The organism is Pseudomonas sp. FSL W5-0203 (genome assembly GCF_001896155.1).
In the GTDB taxonomy this organism is placed as follows: Bacteria; Pseudomonadota; Gammaproteobacteria; order Pseudomonadales; family Pseudomonadaceae; genus Aquipseudomonas; species Aquipseudomonas paracarnis.
Genome location: NZ_MPOR01000048.1, coordinates 11,881 through 36,132, shown reverse-complemented (window position 1 = coordinate 36,132; position 24,252 = coordinate 11,881). Strand labels below are relative to the sequence as shown.

At 44.8% G+C, this 24,252-nt stretch carries 26 protein-coding genes; 13 read left to right on the top strand and 13 right to left on the bottom strand.

The genetic code is table 11. The annotated features are described in order from the left end of the window. Nucleotides 1–133 precede the first annotated feature (133 nt). The 3 genes from BOP96_RS26160 to BOP96_RS26150 all read left to right on the top strand — a co-directional run bounded on the left by BOP96_RS26160 (nt 134) and on the right by BOP96_RS26150 (nt 2,980). The gene (locus BOP96_RS26160) at nt 134–550 is read left to right on the top strand and encodes a hypothetical protein (protein ID WP_238346869.1); all 417 of its coding nucleotides are present in this window, start codon (nt 134–136) and stop codon (nt 548–550) included. A 49-nt stretch (nt 551–599) separates the two neighbouring features. After that, nucleotides 600–1,493 carry a hypothetical protein gene (locus BOP96_RS26155; protein WP_073454452.1) on the top strand — a complete coding sequence of 298 codons (894 nt, stop codon included), beginning with the start codon at nt 600–602 and terminating at the stop codon, nt 1,491–1,493. Nucleotides 1,494–1,687: 194 nt separating this feature from the next. Beyond that, nucleotides 1,688–2,980, top strand: a complete 1,293-nt coding sequence (locus BOP96_RS26150; protein ID WP_073454450.1) for a colicin-like pore-forming protein — start codon at nt 1,688–1,690, stop codon at nt 2,978–2,980. Between the two features lie 24 nt (nt 2,981–3,004). Here BOP96_RS26150 and BOP96_RS31010 read toward each other — a convergent pair whose 3' ends face one another. The 4 genes from BOP96_RS31010 to BOP96_RS26130 all read right to left on the bottom strand — a co-directional run bounded on the left by BOP96_RS31010 (nt 3,005) and on the right by BOP96_RS26130 (nt 10,225). Further along, nucleotides 3,005–3,205 (bottom strand): colicin E1 family microcin immunity protein, encoded by a 201-nt coding sequence (locus BOP96_RS31010; RefSeq protein WP_373420034.1) that lies wholly within the window; start codon nt 3,203–3,205, stop codon nt 3,005–3,007. Nucleotides 3,206–3,733: 528 nt separating this feature from the next. Continuing rightward, nucleotides 3,734–3,985 (bottom strand): hypothetical protein, encoded by a 252-nt coding sequence (locus BOP96_RS26145; RefSeq protein ID WP_073454448.1) that lies wholly within the window; start codon nt 3,983–3,985, stop codon nt 3,734–3,736. Between the two features lie 931 nt (nt 3,986–4,916). Next, nucleotides 4,917–7,493 (bottom strand): hypothetical protein, encoded by a 2,577-nt coding sequence (locus tag BOP96_RS26135; RefSeq protein WP_238346868.1) that lies wholly within the window; start codon nt 7,491–7,493, stop codon nt 4,917–4,919. Between the two features lie 59 nt (nt 7,494–7,552). Beyond that, on the bottom strand, nt 7,553–10,225 hold the full coding sequence (locus tag BOP96_RS26130; protein WP_238346867.1) for a hypothetical protein: 2,673 nt from the start codon (nt 10,223–10,225) through the stop codon (nt 7,553–7,555). Between the two features lie 614 nt (nt 10,226–10,839). On the opposite strand from BOP96_RS26130, the gene BOP96_RS29885 reads away from it, so the two are divergent. The 3 genes from BOP96_RS29885 to BOP96_RS26120 all read left to right on the top strand — a co-directional run bounded on the left by BOP96_RS29885 (nt 10,840) and on the right by BOP96_RS26120 (nt 13,013). After that, a complete protein-coding gene (locus BOP96_RS29885) occupies nt 10,840–11,406 on the top strand; it encodes a hypothetical protein (protein ID WP_124399745.1) in 567 nt (188 codons plus the stop codon). Nucleotides 11,407–11,549: 143 nt separating this feature from the next. Then, complete coding sequence (locus BOP96_RS26125) at nt 11,550–12,554, top strand: DNA adenine methylase (RefSeq protein WP_073454439.1); 1,005 nt, start codon at nt 11,550–11,552, stop codon at nt 12,552–12,554. 42 nt (nt 12,555–12,596) lie between these two features. Continuing rightward, nucleotides 12,597–13,013: a hypothetical protein gene (locus BOP96_RS26120; RefSeq protein WP_073454436.1), complete on the top strand. Its 417-nt coding sequence runs from the start codon at nt 12,597–12,599 to the stop codon at nt 13,011–13,013. Between the two features lie 54 nt (nt 13,014–13,067). Here BOP96_RS26120 and BOP96_RS26115 read toward each other — a convergent pair whose 3' ends face one another. Continuing rightward, complete coding sequence (locus tag BOP96_RS26115; protein ID WP_056788867.1) at nt 13,068–13,292, bottom strand: DUF2188 domain-containing protein; 225 nt, start codon at nt 13,290–13,292, stop codon at nt 13,068–13,070. A gap of 8 nt (nt 13,293–13,300) precedes the next feature. After that, nucleotides 13,301–15,862 (bottom strand): DNA ligase D, encoded by a 2,562-nt coding sequence (ligD, locus tag BOP96_RS26110; RefSeq protein ID WP_073454434.1) that lies wholly within the window; start codon nt 15,860–15,862, stop codon nt 13,301–13,303. A gap of 131 nt (nt 15,863–15,993) precedes the next feature. Between ligD and BOP96_RS26105 the strand changes: the two genes are divergently transcribed. The 7 genes from BOP96_RS26105 (at nt 15,994) to BOP96_RS29880 (ending at nt 19,936) form a co-directional block, all read left to right on the top strand. Further along, nucleotides 15,994–16,548 carry a hypothetical protein gene (locus BOP96_RS26105; protein WP_238346866.1) on the top strand — a complete coding sequence of 185 codons (555 nt, stop codon included), beginning with the start codon at nt 15,994–15,996 and terminating at the stop codon, nt 16,546–16,548. Next, nucleotides 16,548–16,790 carry a hypothetical protein gene (locus BOP96_RS26100; RefSeq protein ID WP_073454432.1) on the top strand — a complete coding sequence of 81 codons (243 nt, stop codon included), beginning with the start codon at nt 16,548–16,550 and terminating at the stop codon, nt 16,788–16,790. Before BOP96_RS26105 ends, BOP96_RS26100 begins: the two co-directional genes overlap by 1 nt. Before the next feature lie 16 nt (nt 16,791–16,806). Beyond that, on the top strand, nt 16,807–17,499 hold the full coding sequence (locus tag BOP96_RS26095) for an SOS response-associated peptidase (protein WP_073454430.1): 693 nt from the start codon (nt 16,807–16,809) through the stop codon (nt 17,497–17,499). A 37-nt stretch (nt 17,500–17,536) separates the two neighbouring features. Beyond that, nucleotides 17,537–18,298, top strand: a complete 762-nt coding sequence (locus BOP96_RS26090; protein ID WP_073454428.1) for a hypothetical protein — start codon at nt 17,537–17,539, stop codon at nt 18,296–18,298. Between the two features lie 96 nt (nt 18,299–18,394). Continuing rightward, nucleotides 18,395–18,715, top strand: coding sequence for a hypothetical protein (locus BOP96_RS26085; protein ID WP_073454425.1), 321 nt, complete (start codon nt 18,395–18,397; stop codon nt 18,713–18,715). A gap of 118 nt (nt 18,716–18,833) precedes the next feature. Continuing rightward, the gene (locus BOP96_RS26080) at nt 18,834–19,646 is read left to right on the top strand and encodes a hypothetical protein (RefSeq protein WP_073454423.1); all 813 of its coding nucleotides are present in this window, start codon (nt 18,834–18,836) and stop codon (nt 19,644–19,646) included. Beyond that, entirely contained in the window at nt 19,643–19,936 is a 294-nt protein-coding gene (locus BOP96_RS29880) for a hypothetical protein (protein ID WP_124399749.1), read from the top strand. Before BOP96_RS26080 ends, BOP96_RS29880 begins: the two co-directional genes overlap by 4 nt. A 72-nt stretch (nt 19,937–20,008) precedes the next feature. On the opposite strand, the gene BOP96_RS26075 is transcribed toward BOP96_RS29880, so the two are convergent. The 7 genes from BOP96_RS26075 to BOP96_RS26045 form a co-directional block, all read right to left on the bottom strand. Then, a complete protein-coding gene (locus tag BOP96_RS26075; protein ID WP_056788879.1) occupies nt 20,009–20,290 on the bottom strand; it encodes an addiction module antidote protein in 282 nt (93 codons plus the stop codon). Further along, the gene (locus BOP96_RS26070; RefSeq protein WP_056788882.1) at nt 20,287–20,595 is read right to left on the bottom strand and encodes a type II toxin-antitoxin system RelE/ParE family toxin; all 309 of its coding nucleotides are present in this window, start codon (nt 20,593–20,595) and stop codon (nt 20,287–20,289) included. The genes BOP96_RS26075 and BOP96_RS26070 overlap by 4 nt, the downstream gene beginning before the upstream one ends. A gap of 57 nt (nt 20,596–20,652) precedes the next feature. After that, nucleotides 20,653–21,411: a hypothetical protein gene (locus BOP96_RS26065; RefSeq protein WP_073454421.1), complete on the bottom strand. Its 759-nt coding sequence runs from the start codon at nt 21,409–21,411 to the stop codon at nt 20,653–20,655. Continuing rightward, nucleotides 21,411–21,932 (bottom strand): hypothetical protein, encoded by a 522-nt coding sequence (locus BOP96_RS26060; protein ID WP_073454419.1) that lies wholly within the window; start codon nt 21,930–21,932, stop codon nt 21,411–21,413. The genes BOP96_RS26065 and BOP96_RS26060 overlap by 1 nt, the downstream gene beginning before the upstream one ends. 10 nt (nt 21,933–21,942) lie before the next feature. Continuing rightward, nucleotides 21,943–22,377, bottom strand: a complete 435-nt coding sequence (locus tag BOP96_RS26055; protein WP_073454417.1) for a hypothetical protein — start codon at nt 22,375–22,377, stop codon at nt 21,943–21,945. A gap of 68 nt (nt 22,378–22,445) precedes the next feature. Beyond that, a complete protein-coding gene (locus tag BOP96_RS26050) occupies nt 22,446–23,516 on the bottom strand; it encodes a hypothetical protein (RefSeq protein ID WP_073454415.1) in 1,071 nt (356 codons plus the stop codon). 1 nt (nt 23,517) lies between these two features. Then, entirely contained in the window at nt 23,518–24,129 is a 612-nt protein-coding gene (locus BOP96_RS26045) for a hypothetical protein (RefSeq protein ID WP_073454413.1), read from the bottom strand. Between the last annotated feature and the right edge of the window lie 123 nt (nt 24,130–24,252).

Here is a 24,252-nt window from a genome sequence, read left to right as displayed (position 1 = left end):
CTGAGTTCGGTATAAGACATAGGGGCAGCACCGTACCGGAAAGGTCAGGTGTTGCACTCAGTTTTTGCCGCCGCCTAGTATAACATTTAATAAATTAGAAAAGAATTTTTACGCGCAGATTCTTACGAGCGCAATGCCTTATTATATTGCAGTGGTTGGTTTTGATAAAGTGGCTGGGCAAATCCTGATGGCTGCAGTCGAAAATATGGATAGATTTAATGAATGCAAAGTTAAGCTTCATGACCTTGATAAGTACTTGGACGTTTCTGAAAATACTCGTAAGAAATCCCTAAATGTTTTGAGGTATATGAATTTCATTGAAACTAAAAATAGTAATAGGACTGGTGGTGAAACGACTTTTAAGGTGAATGTCCAGTTTGCTTGTAAAGGTAGTATTGAAGAGAAGATGAAAATGCCTAGCGCATTGAACAAATCGTTTAGATCTGCTGCGTTGGTAAATGGGCAGATTTGTAAAGAGAAATTCAAGAAATATAAGCAATTTAATAATGATATGAATCAAGAAGGTGTTGATGGGCTTATCCCATTCTAATTACCAATACCATTCCGTAAGGAGAAAGTAACAATAAACGAGAACAAGAATGACAAAAACAAAAATAGCTAGAATCGACCATTTTGAAAATCAGTTAGCATCATTTGAAGCTGACAAGTTCCAAGTCATATTCAACCCAGCTACAGAATCCTTGATTACGAAAGAGAAGGCGGCTTTCTGCCTGAAAGCCTACAACGCGCAGGGGGTGAAGGATCAGTTCTTCACTGCTGATGACCTGATGACCGACAAGCTTTTCAAGCTGATGAGCGCTAAGAATATTGAAGGGTATGACGTGACGATTGTCCCGAAGTCAAAGACCTTCCACTACCTCACGATTAGCTCTGTCACGTCCGTAAAGCTCAAAGACCTGGCTAGCCTTGGCTTTGCCCCCACTCTGGTAACAACCATCAAGGGAAGCCTTCACAGCAAGCTTTATGACCTCGTTTGCAGGATCGGCAAGCATAAGGACGATGACCAGTACGCATTCAACGCACAGATGTTTGTGTGGGCTCTGAACAAGAGTGTCAGCACCTTGCGCGTACCTCGTCCAAAGAGCCTTGAAGCACCTATACACGCTGCTGGATTCAAGCACCATGGCACAGGGGCATTCGTGACCTGCAATCGCTCTCTAAAGCGTTCCTGCACTGAATGTGTGGCTCAGATACAGAAGGTGAGGGGGATGAAGCTCACAGCGCCTGCTGTTGGAGTTGGTAGCCCTGATGACGCCGCTTTCTACCTAAAGGCGTTACGTGAAACGCTCGTGTACAAATCAAGACTTCTTGGTGATTCCGTGATCGATGATGTGATCGACAGGAGGGTGGCTAGACAAGCATTTGCAGAGCATTACAGCGGTGATGACGTGTTGGCCTTCCTGATGAGTCTGGGCCACGTCAAAGCGAGGGAAAATGCATTTGAGCATGCTGTGAAGCTCATAACCTTTTGATTTTAAAGGGTAACATAACAAGAAAAATGCATTAATGCATATGTCGGGTTGCGCAAGTAGCTGGGTTTATGTACAGTTGTTTTGCCTGGCGTCTACGATTGTATGTAGACAAAACAGGACACAGTCTGCTTTTGGACTGCTGAAATTTAAGATTTGAGCATTTCTCATTTATGCCAAGTCACATGGAGATTCATATGTCTACAAATGGAATTGAGCTACCCCCTATCATCATTACACCAGATCCCCTTCCGCCTCCGCCTCCGCTACCACCTGTTGTTGTACCAGGAGTACCTGGCGCACAACCTCCACATTCAGTAGATGTGCCGGTTGGTACAGACGTAGAGACCCTTCTGAGTCTTCCTGGTATTCGATCTTCGTCGGATTATGTTTTGCCCATTGCAGGTAAAGCAGCTCGTGCCCAGGTGGACATTGAAACGGCCTACAATGCGAATTTTCCAAATATTCCAACCCAAACCGAAAGCGAAGTAGCCGCTGCACTTGGTGATGTCAGCCTTCTGAGTGAATTGGAAAAAGCCCAAAAAGAGAAAGCAGTAGTAGATGGGCTGGTTGCACAAACACAAGAGCTACTGGTTAACAGTAATGCAGTAGCTAATTCTTATTTTGGAAGAGATCCTCTAGCAGTAGAACTCAAAAAGAATTCCGCAATTCTCGCAACAGATATTGTAAACGGAAAGCGCCCAGGCACGCCGATTGAAATCTATCGATCTTTTATCGCTTCGATTTCGGCTGTTTATGAAAGTAAAAAGTTGGTTGAAAAAATCCGGATTCTCACTGAAAAGTCTACCACCTTGACCCTTGCTGTTGCAGCAGCACAGGCTGCAGAGGATGAACGTATTGCGGCTGAAGCGGCAGCCAGAAAAGCTGCAGAGGAAGCAGAAGCAAAACGTATTGCCGAAGAACAAGCAAAGGCAGAAGAGGAAATTAAGGGGGCTATTAAATTCACTGCTGATTTCTACAAAGAAATCGGTGAAAAATATGGCGCTCAAATGTCGGCATTAGCCACAGATTTGGCTGAAACTGCAAAGGGTAAAACGCTTCGCAGTGCTGAAGAGGCTTTGAAGGCTTTTGATCAATACAAAGATCATCTGGATAAGAAATTCAGTGCTGCAGATCGTGCAGCCATCGTGAACGCTCTGGATTCGCTTGATCGAGCTGAGTTGGCACAAAACCTTAACCTCTTCGCAAAAGGGTTTGGCTATACAGGCAAAGCTTTGGATGCGTATGACTTGGTAGAAGAGGTGAAGAAAAGCTACGCATCGGGTGACTGGAACAATACCGTGCTGAAAGTGGAAACTCTTTTTGCGGGCGCTGCAGCTACAGGTCTAATTTCCTTTGCTTTTGGAGTGACCGTATCCACACCAGTTGGTATCGTAGCTTTTGCGCTTATTATGGCACTTGTCAGTGCTTATATTGATGATGCGCACGTGAAGCAATTCAACGACGCACTTGACGCAATTCTGCCTTAAAAGAGAAGGGGAAAAGTGGCCTTTCTAGGCCACTTTTTTTAATGCCATATAAATTAAATATAAACAAAAAATGGGGACTGCTAGGATAGTGCAGGCTACATAAAAGATTGCATACAGGCCATTTTTTCCAGGTGACTCAGTAAATAAGCCAGTAGTCCAAAATTCTCGCGTAGTGAAGCGAAGCGCCGTTTTTTCAATTATCATCCGCGAAAAAGGGAATAGCAAAGCACTGCATATACCCAGCGTTAGAAAAATTGGGTTCGTCCTTTCTATGAATGCCTCCCCTCCAAACCAATCGGTAAAGAATAAAATAAAAATGCCTACCGAGATTATCAAGTTCTGAACGTAATATTTTAGATACAAAGTCTGCTCGCGTTTAAAGTCAATTTAATTTAATGGCTGCCATGCGCGTTTTTACTATAGCAAATTACTCAGCTGGCAATGGGCCATTATCAAGGTGCGATTTCAATCCATACGCAGGCGATTGCGATTCCAAAAGCCTGCTTGAAAACTGTTTTTGATAAAGAAATAACTCCTTTTTGCGTTATCATTAATTCAGCGATTACAAAATCATTTGTTTTTTGAAGCCTCGTACTCAACATAGTACTGCAGGGCGTTTATGGAGAAATTTGTAGACGTTGATAAGGGCTTTGCAGAAGTAGCTCTAGCTGATGCCGTCAGCTATTCACAGAGCCTTTTGGAATCACTCAATGCTGCTCGTAGTCAGCTTGCCGGTGGAGCAGAGAAGGGTCATTAGGCTTCAACCAGTTCTAGGATTTCACTACCGCTATCAATGATGAGCCTTCGGCCTTCAAGGTGGCCTATGGGCTCTCCGTAATGGAACAGAACGTTATCAACAAGGATTCCGGCCTCTGCATGCTGGTTCTGCGCAGTGAGGCTAGAATCGAACCTATAGAGCTTTCCGTCCACCATGGCCCCAACGTCTTGGCCATTGTGCAGCACAATGCACGGAATTTGAGGGTTGTAGCTGAATTCCTTGTCCATCTGGTCAACTCCCTGAACCTACGGTATGGATGAGTATACGCTGCGGTGTGGTGCCCTGGAGTTGGACATATTCTATCGGCGTAATAGAGGCTTCGGATTCTGTTCGGAATGGCCTAGGAACGTTCTAGGGAAGGTTGAGTACCTGGTAGAGCATCCGCTGACGCGAGAAGCACCTTGTTTGGCTTATATGATTGGATAAATAGATTCTCGTTGAATGGTTCGGCGGTACAAAGCAAAAGGCTATTTGGGTTTATTCACGGGCTTTTCAGTGTGATAGAAGTCAATGGCAAATGGGTTGAGCTTTAATGCTTGCCATTTGCCGCAGGCATTGAGCTTTATTTAATCCTACCTGCAAATTTATTGAATGGACCTTTCATTCCTGACGTGGTGAAGCGGCTAGCTACGATTCGTTTATAGTGATTGTACCGATTGACTTGTTTGTAATAGATGAGTTCTCTGATTAGCCACGCTACTTTTGAAATCTTCTGTGCGAACAATCCGATTGTCCATAAGCAAATCGAACAGATTATTACTAAATGGAACGGGAACATGTCGGAGATAGGTGTGCTGCGAACAGAAAAATATGCATACCAAACATAGATGTTTGCTGAAATGAACGTGATAACCAACAAAGTTGGCAGAATCATCCAATACTTAAAAAGGCTGTGATCTGCTTTCATTAGCCTTCGTATTGGAAAGAAAGTCGCTAATAATCCATATGGGAAAAATAGCGCTGTCAATTTAGCTATTTTGTAGAGGTTGTCTACTTCACAATATTGGCTCATTGCATAATCGAATTGTTGCTGAATAGCGCTTTTCTCTTCATCTGAATACTGAGATTCATTTTTTGATAATTTGATTGACATTATAGTGTTAGGTTGTTTTCCTAATTATAGCATCTGTACAATCTCAAATTGGCCATAAGGCCAACTTATATATTGTTTTTTCCGAATTTGCTTGAAGAGAATTCTATTCCTTGGGCGTGTTCAGGGAGATTTCTTTCTGTTGAATACAGAATCACTCCAATGAATTCTTTGATTTGGGTGGATCTGCGAATTATGTGAATGCATAACATCAAGACAATACAAAGGTAGATACAGATTCCCATCAAGGTTGAATAAATGTCACCAATTCCGGTGATTCTGTATCCGATATTTAAACTGCCGGTTATCTTTTCTATGTCGATAACCTTATAGATAAATAACGCTTTTATGTACCATAAGGAGTGGTACAGCATCACGGCATAACAGGTTATTGAGAGAAAAAGTAAAACCAATTCTTGGATGAATTTGAATATATCCGTATGCTTGTCAACTGTTGTTCCATTGATGTTTTGAAGAATTGTAGTCGGGGCGGTGACAGAAAAACCTATCATGGATTTTATAGATGTATATATTACGCTCAAACCACTCAGAACAATTGCAAGAGGAATTGCCCAAATCAAAGCGTTTCCACCCAAAATCAGGGAGTTTGCAAAAGTGTCCAGGAAGGCAGCCATTTGCGGAACCTTGACGATTATAGCTAGCGCTATTAGGGCTTCAGGTCCGACGCTTAATCCAACGGGGTTGTAGATCTCATTAAAGCTTGTGGAAGCGGTTATGCCCGTTGCAAGGATAGCAATCTTGCCGGTGAATGATCCGAAAAAGCTTGATGCAAGCTCTATTACATTCTTGCTAGCGTTTAATCCTGCTGCCTCTTTAGTTCTGCTAAACGTGTTCTTTCTGATCGCATCATTTACTCTGAGTTCTGCCTTGATGATCATACCTACTGCAAGAAGGTTTTGCCCAAAGCCTTCAATTTCTAAAAACACAGAACCACATTCTCTGCCACTTGGCGACGTTGAGCTAGAGTACTGCAAGCAGTCAACAACTCTATCTATACTTAAAGGACCGTCATTTCCGATTGTAATGGATTTCAAAAATGCTGTGTCCCAATCCTTTGCAACTGGTGATAGCTGGCTTGCATCAAGACTATTGTTTATGAAGTACTGTAAATTAATATTCGACTGAATCCTTTCGTATTCAACAGTAAAGGCTTCTTTGTCCTTAATTTCAGATGTAAGTATGCTTGAGGATTGATACATGTCTAATTTTAACGTTGAAGCTAATTGCTCACCTGGGCCAGAGAATAGGGTGTTTTTGAAATCGGTATTCAATATCTTTGCAAAAAAAGTAACCATGTTGGGATTGGTCATGTATCTGTTTTTGAAATAAAGGTTGTAAAAATTCAGTGAGTCAGCACAGTTCTTTGGGCTTGAATCATTTGCACAAGCCCTTTCTGCACAAGCTCTCAACGTTGATTCAAGAGTCGAATTGCTAGTAAAGGTGGTTGAGTTGGCATCACGATCTAAACTGGTTTCTGACCCGGCGCTGTGGTCAACAGTTGAGCAAACTCTTACCATTCGGTCTTTGGGCATCAACGCTTCTGTGTATCCTGGAACCCTGTTGAGGTCATCAATCACGCGCCCGTGCATGCACTTTGCGGCATCGTAGGCGTAGTCTTTGATGCTATTAGGGCTCATACCGCTAAGATTGAAATTCTCTTCGTCACTGCAAACGAGCTGACCTTGTGTGTATGTGTCAGGTACTCCCAATCTAGGTTTACCTGCCTTGATTACGTTCTCAGCAATTCCTTGTGCCTTCTGAATATATTCTTTCTCAATGATTCGTTTCATTGTCTCAATCGAATTATCCACATAGCTGGGTAAGCCATAACGTTTTGCAATGCTTTCAGTATTCATGTCGATAGTGAAGCTGACATCAAGTATGCAGCTCCCCACTTGATGAAAGGCTGATAATTCACCTGTAGACTCGTTAAAGTTGAAGAAGATTTTTTGTTTTTTTGAGGCTTCTTGCTCTGACATACTCGACGTACACAATTGAAAGCTAATCGCGTTGTACTCGTTAGCTGGTCCACCTGAATTGAAAGCGGGGATAAAGCGCTTTGGGTATTCAATTTTGGTTTGTTGAGCATCGTTGAATAAATAATATTCCGCTATGGAGTGAGCTTTGTAAAACGTCCCTATCGCTAACTTTGTAAATAAGTTGTATCTAATACCCTGTTCATTCACGAAAGCGGGAAAAGCAAAAGCATAAAATAGCAAGGTGATTAATGTGGCCGTTAAGGCAGAGTTTTTCTCGCTCATTTTTTGAGAGGCTGCGGCAAATACTTTAATATAAAACCATCTGCTAAGAATCAAAAACGCAAGCGTGGTAATCACTGTGAGCATTTTCCAGATAGACTGATTTACTATCTTAGATACGCCGCTATTAAACTTATTGTTCTTTCCTATGCAGTTATATTTGCCAATCTCTGTCCCTTGAGCAATGCTCTGTGTCATTTCACAGCCATACAATGAGTCTAATACTGGCTCTGTGAATCCAGACCTTCTTTCTTCATCTGTTTGAGACTGTATATATGCAGTTGCTTTAGAGCCAATAGACTCTGCATTAGCAAATTGTGGGAATAGGGTTAATAGAAGCAGAAATGCATAAGTTGAGAATTTCATTAAAGGTGGGCTTGTTTTAAAGTATTATACCATTTCAAGCCCTTCCTAATGACGCGTAATCAGCTTCGTTTGTAAGATGTTAAAGAAGAAATAAAGCCTGTGCTTAACTTGTTAATCATACCTATTGAGCCGATTGATAAAACATTTACGATTGTCATCATCCAACCTATAACCTTGATTCCCGCTTCTGCAAACATCATGTGTCCTCCGAGTAATTTAAGGGTGTTTTGCATAAAGTGCAGACAAATGCTTGTCGAAACCAATGTCACTATGAACGGTCTTATACACTCAATAAAGAATCCAACAATGTTGTCAAAGATACCGCCCCTTTCATAATAGAACGATGCATCTGTGAATACTAAAACGACCCTGATTACCTCCCAATTTATTGTATATGCAATAAGAGGCAGTATAGGGAAAACTGCAATGCTCACTGCAAACGCAAAAATATTCCTGCGCATTGCGGCGAAATTGTCAGCGTCATTCAGCCTCACGAAAGCGAAAAGGAAGAATGGTGAGAATTTGATGAGCGCAATAACAAAGTATTTTTGTGTGACCGCCATTGTGTAGAACGGCAATATAGTTACTGAGATAAGCAAAAATCTGTAACCATTACTAATCATGTCAAGTGTCAGGCTCAAAGACACAATGCTTGAACCAATACCTGCTGCTATGAAAGTTACTGTCTGTGCTAATGAGCTTCCAGCTTGGATTTTATTCGGCTTTCCAATGTTAGCTGCGCTATCGGTTTTAGGCATTTCAATTTTTGACTTGGCATAATCGTTAGCAATTTGCCCTGTAATAGCTAGGGTCAATCCGAACGCTCTCAAATCGCTAGCCGTATTGCTTAAGCTTGTTGCGTACAATTGATAACATTTGATTGGGTGAGTAACTGAAAGCTTGCAGCGTTTTAAGGCAGTAGAAGGCAATTCAAAGCCTATTCCTGCGCCCTGCTCAAAGTCATTGTGCATTCCTGCAGACGTACCATTATCGAAGATCAGCTTCTGAGTAATTGCTTCTGCATCAGTGATAGTTGGCAATGTTGCACGGTCAGTCTTTAAAAAGTAACTTCTGACGTATTGGCTAATGTTGACTCGGTTATTGTAGTCAGCTTCATATCCGTGCGCTCGTGCCCATTCATCATCTATGAAGAAATCCACTGCCTTTCTTTCTGAGATTTGCAAGACTTTAGTGTTGAAAAGGTTTTGATTGATGCTCGTGAAAGTAGTCTCTTCAACAAGATTCTGGTAATTGAAATAGAAATTTAGCTCCCCCTCTTTAATCATTTTTTTCAACTGGTCCAGAATCGAAGGACTTTCCAAAGCCGTGCTGAACGCATCGTTGAAGGCTAAAATTCTGTCACGATAAGTGTCTTCCAGTTTCTTTCTTGTTTCGTAGAGCTTTGTTTTGTAAGTCGCTAATGGTTCTTCGCCCATCACTTGCCAGTCGTTTCCCACGCATTCAATTGAACCTGTGCCTCTTGTCCCAATACCTTTATGTGCATCAATGTAGGTCTTTGCGGAAAGGCGCAGTTGTTTATTTTCGGCACATACCAGATTCAAAACTGTTACAGCCACATCGTCAGCTAGCTTAAAATCGTTTGGTAATTCTTTGAGATAAGTGTTCGCTCTCGTATCCATATAGAACATCACCATTACGTTATTTTTTATGTCTTCGTATTCAGCCTTCTTGTTTTCAAATGGGCCGTTACGCAGTTCATTTCTTAACTGGTTTGCAGTTGTTTCTACTGTGCGAATGTCAGCTTCGTCCCTGTACCTTTCGTTGTATCTGACTTCCTTTAGATAAGGTGTTGCTGCACCTGCATCAAGTTCTGATTTGAATACGGTCACTGGATCAAGCTTGAACAATAGCTCGCCGTTATCGCTAAATTTCTTAAATGTGAAGGTATTGTTTTCCTGTTTAGAGATGTCAGATAGCGAATTCGATACAACCCAATTCGCAGAATCACTCTTATTGAAAATGTCGTTGTAGAGTTGACTTGAAAGCCTCGCGACAATGGCTTTTGAAATTAATTGGTTTGACAATGCCGAAGCCGTAAAAGCGGCTTGTCCCTTTATCACATCATCTACTACGCCTGTTTCAGAGTCTTTAACCGTTGTTTCCAAATATCCCTTCTGTCTAACCCAACTTACCATTTGTATCAATTTCTGCTTTGCGATTTCAGATGTTACGTCAAGCCTTATAATTACTGCGTCTGCTATGGATAAAGAGTTTTTCTGTCCGACCATCCCTAGCCCAAATATCCCTACCGCCGCTATTGCTATGAATAGGTTATTCAAGAAGCTATATCTGGCTTTTACCTGTTCTCCATGATCATTTTTTGAGTCATGAAATTCACCCGTTTTCCAAGCTTTGAGGGCCATGATTAACCATATTATAATAAATATGGCAATTATTAGGTATGAAGCTAAATCTCTTGTGTATTGCTTGTCTCTTATAAAATGATCTTGGTTCGTTTCATCAAAACGTAACTGTGAATCTGTTTTTGTTTCCTGGATCTTTGCGTATTGTGCGTCTTGATCATTGCTTAAAAGAAGAACCCCTTCGCCCACTGAACTGCTCATTAGCTTCATAGCGATGTTTTCAGGGCAAAGCGTTGATGAATTTGGGTCTACTGTTCTGTTATCTGATTTGAATCCACATTCTGCTGCAGATGCTTGTGACATATACAGGAAAGGCAATAGAAGAAGAGCGAGAGCTAATTGACGCATTAGTAATAGGTTTGGTTTTCTAAATTATACCATTTGGCTTCGTGATTTCGGCTGATAAGCCGATTGCCTTTTTACCCATTTGCCATGCTCGAGGTGGATCTTCCACCATCTTTGGATAGGCAGTGTTTAGCTCTCGCTCTGCTCCCTACATCATCACATTGCATAGCTTGTGGAGCCTACTGAGCCGGGGAGACAAGCAAGCTTCTGGTGAGCTGTGCGAAACATCAGGCGTTGTTCGGTGGCCTTGTTCTCTGTTCTGAAGCTGTGATCCACATATTATTTCAAAATCGTTTTAATCGACCTCCTTGTACCTGATCGAGTTTGACTATCAGAAATGGCACGGGGGAAGAGCGTTTCCCTAAATATCCGATTTTTATTTTTTCCGAAAAACTTTATTTACATTTTCTAAATTACCTCTAGCCTAGAGAAACTAAGAGCTGCATCGATGTGCGAGCCTTTATGTGTTATTTATCAAAATCATCATTTCGAATTTAATATTTTCAGACTGAATAAAAAACTGTTTTTTCTTAATTTTGGTTGTTTGACAATGTTTTTAAAATCATTAAAGTTCGCTTCATCGAATCACAGGGATTCGAAAATATGAGGCAAACACAATGGCTAACGTATACCGCACAGAATATGAAGTAAAAGGTGCAGAGCAAGAAATTAAGAAGTTTGTTTTCGAGGTTTTAGGCGATGGTGCAACCGAACGTCAATATTTCGATATGAACAAGATTCTTCCCATGAATGGTCAAGACATGGATACCGTCTGGGGAAGCGAAAGTGAAGCATTCAATTTTCAACTGTGTCACATGAGTTTAACTAAGATTGTTTTTCGGTTTGATACTAATAGCGGTACACCTCACAACGTATGCTTTGCACTGATGAATAAATACTCTCATCTTACTTTCAATGTTCGTTCATGTTGTGAAATGCTTATTGAGGCGGTTCGTTTCGTGAAAGATCCCCGCTTTCAAGGCATTGGTTGTGAATGTCATGTGTGGAGTGATGATGGTGGAAAATGGAAAAAACACATAAAACATGAAGCCAAATATTTATGGGGTTATTCGAACAAGCCAAACCTTGAAAAACGTGGATTTGTAAAAATAGGAAATGCCTATGTAAAGGTTCATTACGGTGTTTCGCTAGAGGAACTGCGTCCACGCTTCAAGGTTTCCTAACGTTAATCGAAAAAGTACAACTCATTTGCACTACCTGAAATAGCTCTATTTCTAAAGGCTGATTGAGTTCAGCAGTGCAAGCCCGAAAAGTTAAAGTCTTTTCCGCTGGTTCATTCTGAATCCGTGCATCGCTCTGTGCGCGTGTGAAATATTTGGGCTCAAAAGCCAAGCTGCTTGGCTTCATTGATTCTGTAGTCAGTGATTGCGTTTCTACAATTGCAAAGCCATCAAATGAGATTGTTCTGTGTGACCTCTTTTCAGGGTCGGGCAGGGTAGCGAACCACTTCAAAAATCGTTTCAAGGTCGTAGCTAATGACCTGGAGTACTACTCCTATGCGACGCTTGAAAATCTGCTGAACAATGACCCTTCGACCGTCTACGAATGTCAGCCGATCATCGACTACATGAACCACGGCATGGATGGTGTTGAAGGCTTCATTTTTCAGAATTATAGCGAAGCTGGTGGCCGTACCTTCTTTACGAATGCAAACGCTATGAGGATCGACGCTGGGGTGTCTCTGGTGTTCGAGCTATATGGAAATGGAGAGCTGACTGAAGGGCAGTTCTATTACTGCCTCTGCTCTGTCCTAGAGGCTGCTGACAGGGTGAGCAACACCACTGGGCTTTACCCATCGTTCCTCAAGAAATTCACTGCTGCTTCGCTCAAGCCCATTGAGTTCAGAGGGTTTGACCTGAAGGAGCCCGTGGCAAGCAATGAGGTGTACCTGGGAGACGCTAACGAGCTGTTGCAGCGTGTGAGTGGTGACGTTCTCTATCTCGATCCACCTTACACCGCAATGCAGTACAGCAACGCATATCACGTCCTCAATACCATTGCGCAGAACGAGCATCCTACGATCCATGGGATCAGCGGTCGGCCTGAAGGCCGGAACGTTTCTCCATGGGCTAGCAGGCTAAAGGTAGAAGGTGAGTTTAGGTGTCTGGTTGAGACCGCTAATTTTGAATACCTGGTCATGAGCTATTCCAACGAAAGCATCATGCCGATGGATCTGATTGCTGATGTGATGAGTAGTTACGGCAATTACCAAAGAAAGGAAATGCAGTACAAGAAATTCAAATCACGTAAAGAAGCTGCTAATGAAATTTACGTGACTGAATATCTACATGTGTTGCACAAGAATAAATGATCTACTGTTTTATTAATATATTTGAGTAGGAGGGATTCCAAAATGGTTGCTACAGACGATTATGCAGTGTTGTTCGGTTTTATGAGCAGGGAGGAATGTGAAGCAGAATTAAAAACGCATAAGTCATCGTTCCCAATGTTCGCCGGGTTCAATAATAGGACTTCTGGTTTTATGATTCATCCTAAACGCAAGCCGATCTACGAAATAATTTCGAGATTAATGTTCGCTACGTGGAATGAATATTTAAGATTTGATAACGACTGCAGCGATGTTCGAGCAAGGTATCTTTGTGATGATATTTTTAAAAAGTGCTTTCGTCGTAAAGTTCAGGATTTAGAATTTGAGAAGATTTTTAAAGCTTTCAATAGGATCTACAAATCAGCCTTAAAGTCAAATAACCATGTTCCTTTTTTTAAAAACGTAAAAAAGAAATCTCATGATGCAAAAACAGACCGCTAACAACGCGGTTTGTTTATGTTGGTGTAAAGCCCTCGAGAGAGCTTTACCTTGCTTTCATCCCTTCGATTTCGTAGGGTCAGCGCTACGCGGGTAGGTGCGTTCTTCCTGGATGGTTCCATCTTCTTTGTGGATTTTCAGGGAGGCGGTTTTGCCTTCCAAAAATTCTACGGCTAGCTTGGTGATTTCTGCCTTTGTATCGGCAGTCTTCGACGCCCGTTCAGCACCTTGTTTCTTGAGAATCCAATGGTCGCCAGACTTTGTGATGTGGTAGTTATCCATGAAGCCTCCTATTTTTTGAGTCCAATCATTCGACGCATATCAGCAGTGATCGTTTGTTTTATTTTGCCGTAGTCCTTCCATGGGTCTTCCCCAAGCTCGCCAAGACGTTCATGGAGGTTATGTATGTTCCATATGTTCGCGGATTTAATCTCTTTCACCTCTTCTTTGAAGAGTGGCACCGACACTGGCAGTCCTTCGCGTGTGCGAGCAGCATAGGCATTGATAGTAGTAGCTCCTTTGCCGTTGCGCAGATAGTCGATGAAGATCTTGCCTACACGATTCTTTGGGCCTGATACGTCTGAAAAGCGATCAGGAATAAGCTTGGCCATGTGCTGAACAATCTTTTGGCTAAATACCTTCACAGTGTCCCAGTCGTCCTTGGGGGTGAGCGGAACCACGATATGGATTCCCTTGCCGCCGCTGGTCTTGATGAAGGACTTCAACCCCAGCTCATCGAGGATGGTCAGCGTTAAGGTTGTAGCTTCGACCATGCTTTTCCATGGCAATGCTGGATCAGGGTCGAGGTCCAGCACGAAGCGGTCAGGACGATCCAAGTCCGGTGCTTTCGCATTCCAGGAATGGAACTCAATGGTACTCATCTGCACAGCACCAACTAGTGCTTCAGCGTTGTTGATGAGCATCACTGATTCGCCTTCGACTGTCTCAATGCCTGGTATAGGTAGACGCTCAACGTTTTTCTGAAAGAACAGTTCTCCGGCTATGCCTTCAGGGGCACGTACCAAGGCAATGGGTCTGTCATGCAGTGTAGGAAGAATCCAATCAGCAACACTCACGTAATACTCTGCGAGCTGCATTTTCGTTGAGCCACTGGATGCGTCTATAACCCGGTCAGGGTGTGTGATCCGAATTTTGCCAGAGGTGGGCTTTGGGTCAGCTTTGACTGGTTTTTTCTTTGCCGTAGGCTTTGTTTTTTTGTCCTGTACATCCGATGCCGGCACTGGTGTTTCTTCGATTATTTCCTTGGCAGGTTTGTCGTTCCGTAAGCCGTGGAAAACCGAATGACGCACTGAACCATCCTTGGTGATTTCAGCGTAGGCGACCTCGGCCAACAGTTCCGGTTTAAGCCAATGCACGCCACGAGCATCTGCCCCGGTAGGTGGATTTACTACGGCGGGTTTGGAGGTCTCCAAAGGCTTTAGCTGCTCAAGGATGGTCCGTAGGGTGCGCTCGTTGAAGCCAGTACCCACTTTGCCGCTGTAGCGAAGCTCGCCGCTGTCCTTGTCATGCAGTCCAAGCAGAAGCGCCCCAAACGACGTTCTAGCCCCTTTGGGCTCGCTATAGCCAACCACAACGAATTCTTGGCGGTGCTTACATTTGAGCTTTATCCAGTTATCCGAGCGGCGGGATACATATGTACTCCCTGCACGTTTTCCTATCAAACCCTCCATGTGCATTTGACAGACAGAGGTAAGAAGGTCGCTGGCTTCTTCACCAAAATCCTCTGAGAACCTGATGATGTCGTCTTCGCTGCGTTCAACAACCTGGGCAAGGGCTGCACGTCTTTCTTCGACAGGAACTTCTCGGAGGTCTACCCCGTTGAGGTAGGGCATGTCGAACAGGTAAAAAACGATGGCTTGGCTCTTACCTGATTCAAAAGCATTTTGAAGGATCTGGAAGCTGGGTACGCCTTCATCGTCAGCCGCAATGACTTCCCCATCAAGCCATGCTGACTCGAGAGCCAGGCTTGCCAATGCTTCTGCTTGCCGGGGCAGCTTGGAAGTCCAATCGTGGCCGTTGCGGGTGAATAGCTTCACCTCACCGTTATCAATTCTTGCCATCATTCGATAGCCATCAAATTTGATTTCGTACCGCCAGTCTCCAGCGGGGGCCGTCTCCACAAGGGTAGCGAGCTGGGGTTTGATTAGGTCGGGCAATGGAGCTGATTTAGCCCCAGTAAGCTTGCCTGATTTCGCTCGTTTGCGTGGCTCCGGCACCTCTTCAACAGCTTTGGCCTTGGGCTGTTTTCCCCGCTTTTTCGGTATGATTGTGCGATCACTTAGAACTGAATCGGGCAGCTCTTTCACCACGTCAAATTCAGCCTCTGGCTTTGCTGCCGAGTCCTGGTGCTTGATGAGGAACCAAGGCTTGGATTTGCCTTCTTGGTGTGTTCTGACAAGGTTCCAGAGGCCGCCGAGCTTTTCGCCCTCAAGCTCAAATTTCAGCTTCCCCTTTCTGTACGATTCGACCGGATCACCGATGCATTTCCATATTCCCCGATCCCACACAATCACGTCACCGGCGCCGTAGTGACCTTCAGGGATATTCCCCTCAAAGGTGGCGTAATCAATTGGGTGATCTTCAACCTCCATTGCCAGACGCTTTACCTGGGGATCAAGGCTTGGGCCTTTCGGAACCGCCCAGCTTTTCAGAGTGCCTTCGATCTCGATTCGAAAATCATAGTGCAGACGGGAGGCATCATGCTTCTGGATACAGAACTGCAGGGCATGGTCTTCTGCCTTCTTTTTTCGGGTGCTTTTCTTTGCGCCTGAAGGTTCCGGGGTGGCATCGAAGTCACGTTTTTTGTTGTATTCGTCTAATGCATCGGCCATCACAACCCCTCCCATATTCTAAAGTTGAGAGGAACCGAACAGCCGACTAGTTCCAGTTTTGTGCCGATGATGGAGTGCTACCGAAACCTGTTCTGAATTTCTGAGCTTGGGTGGCATCACAACACTGCCACTTGAAGTTCTACGATGAGGGTCAGGATTTGAAAATTGCATGCCTAGGATGGGGATCGCTGATATGGAAGCCTGGTGCGTTGCCTTTAGCTTCAGACTGGTTCAGTGACGGGCCTGAATTGCCTATCGAGTTTTCACGGGTTGGTGACAGTGGAGAGCTTGCAACCACGATTTGCCTTAACGCGCCTCCCTGCCAAGTGTTATGGGCAGTGCTAGACGTGAAGTCGCTCGATGAGGCTGTGCAGGCCCTTCGTGAGCGTGAGCAAATTCCTGATGACAGAGCGGATGGTGTTGGTGTCTTCACAATCACTAGCTCCACTGTAGGAGTTCTCGGAAAGTGGGCTGCTGACCGTCAGTTGGACGCCGTAATCTGGACTGACTTGCCTCCACGGTTTGAAGACGTTGAAGGCTTGATACCCTCTCTCGATGATGTGCTTTCGTACCTGATCTCCCTGGATGGTAAGACGTTGGAACACGCCAAGGCGTACATGGAAAACGTCCCAGACCAGATCGATACGCCGTACCGGCGAGAGATTAAAAAGCTTGGGTGGGGCTGATGAGTAAGGACAGCAAGACACTGCTCGTTGGGATCTTCGATCAGCTTCGTGTGTTACGCGCAAAAGTCTCTGAAATGGAGTCGTTCGTTGAGACCGAGGTTGATGCTCTGCGTGGCAGTCAGACTGTCGATGTGGATGACTCTATTCACCTGTCATTCATGAAGCTTCAAGACCAGATAGGCGAGATGGAAGAAACCCTAGCAACGATTGCTGAAGCCACAGGTGAGATTCCCAAGCTGTGATTGAAGGAGAAGGTTTATGTGTGGTCGATTCGTGATGTTCAGAAGCCTTGATGAGTATGTGCAGGAACTCGACCCCCAAGGTGATCTGTTCGCCAAGGTGGATAAGACGCCCATTGGCCGCTACAACATCGCTCCCAGCACTGACGTTCCTGTCATTCACGCCGAGTCTGACGGCCCGCAGATCTCGCCCGTGCATTGGGGTTGGAAGCGCGAGGTGTCTTGGCCGAAGCCAAAGGTTGTGCAGCCGATCAATGCCAGAATCGAAACCATAGCTCGTGGTCGATTCTATAAAACGCTTTTCCCTGACCATCGGGCGCTGATTCCAGCGGACGGTTGGTATGAATGGGTCAAGATACCTGGTGATGAGAAGAAGCAACCGTTCTTCATCAGGTTGAAGACTCGCAAGCCTATGTTCTTCGCTGGACTGGCCCAGGTAGAGCCAGGTCCTTCACCTGATGAGCCACCGGGCTTTTTGATCATCACTGCTGATGCTGCAGGGGGGATGGTAGACGTTCATGACCGTAGGCCAGTGGTTCTTTCTCCCGAGCTTGCGCGGGAATGGCTTTCCCCAGGTCTGACGAAAGATCGGGCCAAGGAAATCGCCCGCGACCTTGGCGAACCTGCAGAGGATTTTGAGTGGTATCCCGTCTCAAAAGACGTTGGCAATGTGAAGAATAAAGGCGAGTATCTGATTAAGTCGGTCACATAGCTCATGTACCGGCACCCTATGCCAAAGACGGATTTTGATGATGAATGTAGGTTGCTATCTTCCTCCTACCTTTTCTGAGTTCTGCGCAGTCCTTAGAATCAACCCAGTGCCTGCTGATTTTGAACCTAATTACGCTGGATTTCAGGTAGCCGAGCGTCGAGGTGAGTGGGTGGTAGATGATGTGGTGAAGCTGGTGATAGACATTACCCTCGTTGAAGTCGGACATGTTCAAGCCTTGGTCTCCAAAAGTCTCAATATTGAAGAAATTCTAAAAAAATCCGATAACATATATACATTTAAAAAAAGCTTTTGGTTCTTGAAGTCTCTTACAGAAGAAAAGATTCAGACAGATAGTTCAGCCAAATTTGATTGGAATAAGATAAAGTCTTATTTTCGAAGTTTTAATCGAGCACGTAAAGCAGGTGAGGATTTAGAAAATAAAAGGTCACGGTTGTTGAGCTTGATGAATCTTCTAGAAACGAAGTACAAAGCAGAAAGTGAGCGCAAGATACTTTCTCCTCATCGTAATATACTTCTGAAAAGAAAGGAGCTTGCTCGCAATATTTTCCCGCACAATATCGTCGATGTTTATAATCGTGCACAAGCATCTTCAAAGACATTAAGAACCATAGATAAAGGAGTGAGAGTGCAGATTGGGCTAGGGGTTGACAGTACGTTTATCCCTAAAAAGATCAATCGTGAATCTGTGGTGCTGGACGACAAAACCACTCCAAGCAAGAAGGTCGATAAAAGTATGTTGTATGTTGCGGGTTGGAGCCTTAATGGCGAAGAGCTTTGAAGTAGTAATGATTGAGTTGTTAAAATAAAAACCTTAAAGGCAAAATTTGCTAATTCCATTTGGTATAATTTAACTCACAAGCAAACGTAAATTTCCATGAGTAAAATTAAATTCAAATCTGATGACGAATATTTAGCGCATTTCGAATGGTTGTTTGATTCTTTAAGGCACATAGCCTCTGAATATGGTTACAGTCAATCGGGTTTGACCTTCAAAGATTATTCAGGCAAAACAGTAATTTCATTGGATTGCTACAATGTGAAACTAGATTCCATGGTTAACTGGGATGTGGTCAAAGACGTAGGAATCGCTGTGAGAAGATTCAATGACAAAGAGGTACTGCTTTACCGAGGCGAGACAGTCATAACTCATAAGCAGATAAAGTATCTAAAAGAAATGGATGCGCATAGGGTTTAGTCTTAGATTTTTATTTTATAATTCTGGATCTTCCACACGTCATTAAATTCATAGCTACTGTTCACAGGGTTGAATTGCATTTACCATCTATCAAATTCAAAGCCTGGGATGGATCTACATGGATGACAAGCATCAGGAAGACTGGGAGTCTGATCAGGCTGATCGTGACGTTCCCCGATACCGGAATCCTCAAGAAATCTGTGAAGATGAATTGCTCGATGCTCTGCTGGGGCTCACTGCATTCGGCTCTGATCGAAACCTCGTAACACAGGCTATGAATCTCGCTACCGTAGACCCTTTCATCATGGGGCTGGAGCTTGAATACCACCGGCATTACTACGAAGGCGAGGCCACTCCCCAAGAGGAGCGTTTCCTTGCTGCGCAGTCACAAATGTGGATTTTCTCGGCATATGAGTTGTTGCGAACTTGGATAGGTAAGGCAAAGGGATACATTACAGCCGCCGACAACGGTGGGTTGGCCTACAAGGTTGAGCGAGCAGGCAAAGACTATGGATATGAGAATCCAACTGCTCAAGAGCGGTCAAAAGAGATTCAGGGCTTAATTGATGACCCTGCGTTAGTGGAAAAGCTTAAAGATGACCTGAATAAAATCCGATTCATATTTTTACGGCTTGAGACCATTCGTGTCGCCCTCGCGAAGCACCATATGCCAAAACGTGAAAAGGTCATTAGCTCATTCCTGACTTTTGGAATGATCAATCGAGAGTGTGGCTCTCTTGATTACCAAATGAATAATGGCATGTCTATTATTGGTAATATTAGCCGCAGAGACATTGCTGATGATTTGCGTGCGATTCCAATTCTTGAGTCTCAATCTGATGAGGAATATGAATCGTTCAAGATTTTCATGAGGGGTATCACTGATGAACAATCAGCAGAATTTTTCAAGGATATGAAAGGTGAACTATGAAATACGTTTTTGAGGTAGAGCCTAACCTATTGCTAGATCAAGACTTTTTCATTGATTCGGAAACGGCTTTTTCTAGTGCCTTGAATTGTGCTTGTGCCTCTGTTCAATCTGTTTTGTTTGATTATCCTGTGACCGTAATATGCATAGATAAAAGGATTGAAATATCGTGGGCTGATATTGACTCGCCATTTACCCTTGCAGAATGCAGTTTGCTGGTCAGTGGATCGTTTCGTGATGCAAATGGAAAGCTCTATCCAGAGTTTAAGGGCATTGGCGAGAAGTCAATTTGACAGCTTTCTCCGGCAAGGTTATGCCTGTACTTTAGGGAATGCCAAAAACTGAAGGGAGCCGTTAAGCTCCCTTCATACGTGCTGGGCCGTCAGCTTCACGCCTAATGCATTCACCAGTTTCAACACTGTGTCATACCGGGGCTTCGCACCTGGTGCCAACGCTTTGTACAGGCTCTCACGATTGATACCAGCATCCTTAGCAAGCTGGCTCATGCCACGAGCCTTGGCGACTTCCTGCAGAGCGCGAAGGAACACGTCAGGGTTTGGGTCTTCCAAAGAAATGGTCAGGAATTGAGCAATCTCGTCCTCGTTGGTGAGGTACTGGGATGCATCAAATGCTTTGAGTTCTCTCATTTTACGTCTCCTTGCTCGATCTCATCGAGGATGGATTTGGCAAGCTTGATGTCTCGTTTCTGTGATGACTTATTGCCGCCACACAGTAGCAGGTAAACGACCTCGCCACGGCGCGTGTAGTACACACGGTATCCCGGCCCGACGAAGATCCGCATTTCGCTGATGCCTTCGCCCACCGGCTCACAGTCACCAAAATTACCCGCCTCTGCACTCAAGATCCGAGAAACGATCCGTAGACGTGCCTGTACGTCTTTCAGACCTTTCAGCCAGTTATCAAATTCATGGGTAGTGATGATTGTGTTCATGAAGCAAGTGTAGCCGAACGGCGACACTCCAGCAACGAAAGGATGATCACTTTTTGATCAGTTATGGTGGTGCTTCTCTCTGATCATATCTTCCAGCTCGTTCTTCCTGTCATTGAGTGCCTGGAGAGCCTGTACAGCATCACGAGTCACCTTGTCGTGTGTCATGGACAAAACCAATGCAGTGGCTAAACCCATTTCGACGCAGGCGAGTAGCCCGCCTTCATATCCATAATTGCTGACACCATAGAGACCAATATTTTCAATCAAAGTCATGCCCTGGTCATCGTCAGTGAATCTAGTATGAAGAGTCACCGTCTTCGGATTGGGGTGTGCGCCAAAGTCGATGGTGCTTTCGTATAGCGCATACATCCAGGCACCCAGTACAGGGTCATGCTCATCCACGAGTTTTTGAGCGTCTTTCATAGGTTTATTGAAAGCATTTTTGCAGGCTTTGAAGCCCTCTGATGAGCTGTTACGACCTAACCATATGTCACACAGGGAATCGTTCTTCGACATCAGCAGTGCGTAACAAGCGGTTTCCAGTGCCGTGCGTAGAATGGGGAAAATCCCTGAAACGTGGCCTGTCAGGCCAATGCGAAACCCGGTCATCAAAAGAAAACGGGCGTTGATTCGCAATAGGTGGATTATCTGATTATCGATCTCGACGTTCGGGCCGCTCACATGCTGATTCAGGAACGAATCGAGGTCGTCCATCATGGTCAGGAACGGGGAACCTGCTTCAAGGATCTCTTCTAGGTTTTCTGTCCCGGCAGTGAGGTAGGCACGGAATGAATCATCACCATTGCTTCTGATCATCAGACCACCTCGTCTGGCTTGGACCTACGCAATTCAGCTTGGTATTTTTCAGCCTCCGCTTCGATCCGTTCTATGGTCCAACCGTTCTCTAACCACAAGGGTTCGAGGATGACTGTGAGAGCAGCATCTGCCTCTCGAAACAGCTCAATGTCATCGTTTAATCTGGTGACGATTTCATCAAAACCACCTGCGTAAAGAACGTCCATATTTTCGCGGAAAAAGGTATGGGCGAGGTAATTACGGCGCTTGTTGGATCTGCGAATCAGGTCATCAAAGGCTTGCGGTACGGTCATCACTTTTCTCAAGGAATGGACCAGCGCGCCAAACGTCTTGGAGAAATTACCGTCAAAAAACTCTTCGTATTCTGTGTCAGTCCATTTGGATTTTTTACTAGGTAAAAAGTCCAGGAAGAAGATGGCGTTCACTATCCCATGCTCAAGCACCTGGGCCATATGCATGGCTGCACCGTAGTAGGCGCAGACCTCTTTAAATTGGAGGGCTTGAGGGTCAATTTCATCCATGCTGACGTTCCTAATTGAACCGTTTTAGAAATTCGTTAAGGTCACGTTCTGGACGTACACCTTTGACGCTAACCAACATCAAAACTCCGATTAATCGAGCCTCCGAAGTAGCGATTTCAGCATCCCCAAATTCTCTCCTTACGACGGGCAAAGCATGCTCCAACCACCCATTCAGAATCTCTATAGGATCTTCCTTCATGCATCCGGCGTCGAGTTCGCGTTTCTCGGTCGGGGTGATGGCTCCGAATTCTTCTGCAAGGTGGAAGGTTTGAAGGATCAATGCTCGCGCCATCCCGTGATTTTCCGGCATTTGACTGTTGGAAAATAATGCAATCCAATTCGGAAAGTGCATCCGTGTGAGCTTATTAAATTTGTCTGTTTTGGATTTTACCAAGACAACAAAAATGATAATTCCGGCCACGATTGCACCGATCAAATATTCCATTGAAAACCTCTTATAGATCCATGTAGTGCGGCGTATTTTACTTGTTTGTAAGTGGTATGCTTTTCGCGCTATCGAAAAATATCCTCGTCCATTATGCCGTTGAATAAACTGCCTTGGTAACGCTCTGCATAGAGCAGTGTCGTAACGTACCGATCAGCGCTATGCGTTCCGTTCAGCTCAAGAGGGTGGGCACCATCAGTTGCGAAAATGTTGCTTGGGTCGTGGTCCTGGATATCGTCCTCGGAAATCTTCCTGTACACAGGCTGGTAGATTGTCCCATGGTCGGCCCGCAGGTAGTACGTTGGGTACTTCGTTTCCTTGTCGAGAAGGATTGCACCGGCAGTGAGTCGAGCGGGGCCGTTTACCGTGCGAACCTTGCCATCTGAGAGTTTGTAGGTGCCATTTCGAGTGTGAAGCTCCATCACGAACTCATCCATCGACCAAAGCGGCTTGCTGACAGGTATGCCCTTGCTCGTGATGTAAACAAGGAAAGCATCAGACAGGGTTTCTGATGACAGCGAGCTACCATCAATGAACTCAACAACTCCACCGGCCAATGCCCGTTCAAGGTCAGTGGCTGCTACCAGTAGTGGTTTCAAAGAATGGTCAGCGGCTTTTGCACGATCCACAAGGTGCAGCATGTTCAGATCGTCCTGTCCCGAGGGAACCCTATCGGTACGTTGGACCAAGAAAGACTCTTTATAAATACCCCGCCAGCTATCCAAACACTCATTTTTGGAATCCCAGATGACAAGCTGGTCTTCCAGTTGCAGGGGAAAGCCGGTTGAGCGCAGTGCCTCGATTAGCATGTGCAAAGGTGCGAAATAATCACCGTCCTTTTCTCGAAAGCGAACAATCAGCCCTTCATCTTTTCCCACGATCAAGCCATCCAATGACCAGTGACCGATTTCAGCCGTTTGTCCCGTCCAAACCATAAGAGAGATTTCGGAATGCTTGGGGATGCCGTGTGCATCAAGCTTGATCAAAGCGTTCACTTCCTCCTGGTTAAGATCACAGGGAGGCGGTTGGCTCGAAGATTTTTGACGTGGAGTTTTCTCAAGACTGTCGATGATTTTTTCATAGCCGTCTTCCCCTGTGGAGAAGCCACGGGACTCACAGAATTCTTCCCACTCGCTCATTTTATTTGGCCTTGGCTGGGTAGCGATGATCGAATAGGCTGCTGTAGCTACCATACAAGCTTGTGAAGCTATCCCACGAGGTAGCTCCGCTGGCGACGTAGAATGTCAACACGGTCTCTTTGCCCATGGGCTTTGGTTTCGTCAAAACCTTATTTGCTAGATCCCAGTATTGTCGAAGCATCTGGTCATTAGCTTTTCGCGGGATAGGGTAACGTCCAGCCCATATGACTGACTCTTGATAGAACCGCAAAATGCGTTTCTCGTTGACGTTGCGTTTCATGCCAATAAGGTTGGCCAAGTCATTTAGGTCGTGAATCTCGGGAGCCTGTTCACCACGGCTCACAAGGACTGCTTTCATTATGACTTCTAGGGCAAGGCCACAAAGCATGTGGTAGACAGGAAAGCATGCGGTGGACATGCTGAACCCATCCCCCAAGCCAAGCTTGTCAGTGACCTCTTTCGGATTGTCGCTGCGCATTGATAACCAGATTGCACCAGCCGATGCGTGCAGGTCGTTAGCCCGGTTCAGCCAATGATTTCTATGGCTTCGGTCCTCGACAAGCGTGGGTGGTTCGTAGTCCTCGTAGTCTATGCCAGTGATTTCATATCGCATGGTCAGTCCTTTGATGATTGAGCAAAGAGTCAGGTTGGCAGTACGCCATCATGCTATCAGGGAACATCAGGCAATGGTGTGGCTTATGGCGTAATTCAACGTTCGAAAAAGATTTCAAAAAGA

Coding starts and splice junctions, on each gene's coding strand:
- BOP96_RS26160 (WP_238346869.1), top strand. CDS start 134: ATGCCTTATTATATTGCAGTGGTTGGTTTTGATAAAGTGGCTGGGCAA.
- BOP96_RS26155 (WP_073454452.1), top strand. CDS start 600: ATGACAAAAACAAAAATAGCTAGAATCGACCATTTTGAAAATCAGTTA.
- BOP96_RS26150 (WP_073454450.1), top strand. CDS start 1,688: ATGTCTACAAATGGAATTGAGCTACCCCCTATCATCATTACACCAGAT.
- BOP96_RS26145 (WP_073454448.1), bottom strand. CDS start 3,985: ATGGACAAGGAATTCAGCTACAACCCTCAAATTCCGTGCATTGTGCTG.
- BOP96_RS26135 (WP_238346868.1), bottom strand. CDS start 7,493: ATGAAATTCTCAACTTATGCATTTCTGCTTCTATTAACCCTATTCCCA.
- BOP96_RS26130 (WP_238346867.1), bottom strand. CDS start 10,225: ATGCGTCAATTAGCTCTCGCTCTTCTTCTATTGCCTTTCCTGTATATG.
- BOP96_RS29885 (WP_124399745.1), top strand. CDS start 10,840: ATGGCTAACGTATACCGCACAGAATATGAAGTAAAAGGTGCAGAGCAA.
- BOP96_RS26120 (WP_073454436.1), top strand. CDS start 12,597: ATGGTTGCTACAGACGATTATGCAGTGTTGTTCGGTTTTATGAGCAGG.
- BOP96_RS26115 (WP_056788867.1), bottom strand. CDS start 13,292: ATGGATAACTACCACATCACAAAGTCTGGCGACCATTGGATTCTCAAG.
- ligD (WP_073454434.1), bottom strand. CDS start 15,862: ATGGCCGATGCATTAGACGAATACAACAAAAAACGTGACTTCGATGCC.
- BOP96_RS26100 (WP_073454432.1), top strand. CDS start 16,548: ATGAGTAAGGACAGCAAGACACTGCTCGTTGGGATCTTCGATCAGCTT.
- BOP96_RS26095 (WP_073454430.1), top strand. CDS start 16,807: ATGTGTGGTCGATTCGTGATGTTCAGAAGCCTTGATGAGTATGTGCAG.
- BOP96_RS26090 (WP_073454428.1), top strand. CDS start 17,537: ATGATGAATGTAGGTTGCTATCTTCCTCCTACCTTTTCTGAGTTCTGC.
- BOP96_RS26085 (WP_073454425.1), top strand. CDS start 18,395: ATGAGTAAAATTAAATTCAAATCTGATGACGAATATTTAGCGCATTTC.
- BOP96_RS26080 (WP_073454423.1), top strand. CDS start 18,834: ATGGATGACAAGCATCAGGAAGACTGGGAGTCTGATCAGGCTGATCGT.
- BOP96_RS29880 (WP_124399749.1), top strand. CDS start 19,643: ATGAAATACGTTTTTGAGGTAGAGCCTAACCTATTGCTAGATCAAGAC.
- BOP96_RS26075 (WP_056788879.1), bottom strand. CDS start 20,290: ATGAGAGAACTCAAAGCATTTGATGCATCCCAGTACCTCACCAACGAG.
- BOP96_RS26070 (WP_056788882.1), bottom strand. CDS start 20,595: ATGAACACAATCATCACTACCCATGAATTTGATAACTGGCTGAAAGGT.
- BOP96_RS26065 (WP_073454421.1), bottom strand. CDS start 21,411: ATGATCAGAAGCAATGGTGATGATTCATTCCGTGCCTACCTCACTGCC.
- BOP96_RS26060 (WP_073454419.1), bottom strand. CDS start 21,932: ATGGATGAAATTGACCCTCAAGCCCTCCAATTTAAAGAGGTCTGCGCC.
- BOP96_RS26055 (WP_073454417.1), bottom strand. CDS start 22,377: ATGGAATATTTGATCGGTGCAATCGTGGCCGGAATTATCATTTTTGTT.
- BOP96_RS26050 (WP_073454415.1), bottom strand. CDS start 23,516: ATGAGCGAGTGGGAAGAATTCTGTGAGTCCCGTGGCTTCTCCACAGGG.
- BOP96_RS26045 (WP_073454413.1), bottom strand. CDS start 24,129: ATGCGATATGAAATCACTGGCATAGACTACGAGGACTACGAACCACCC.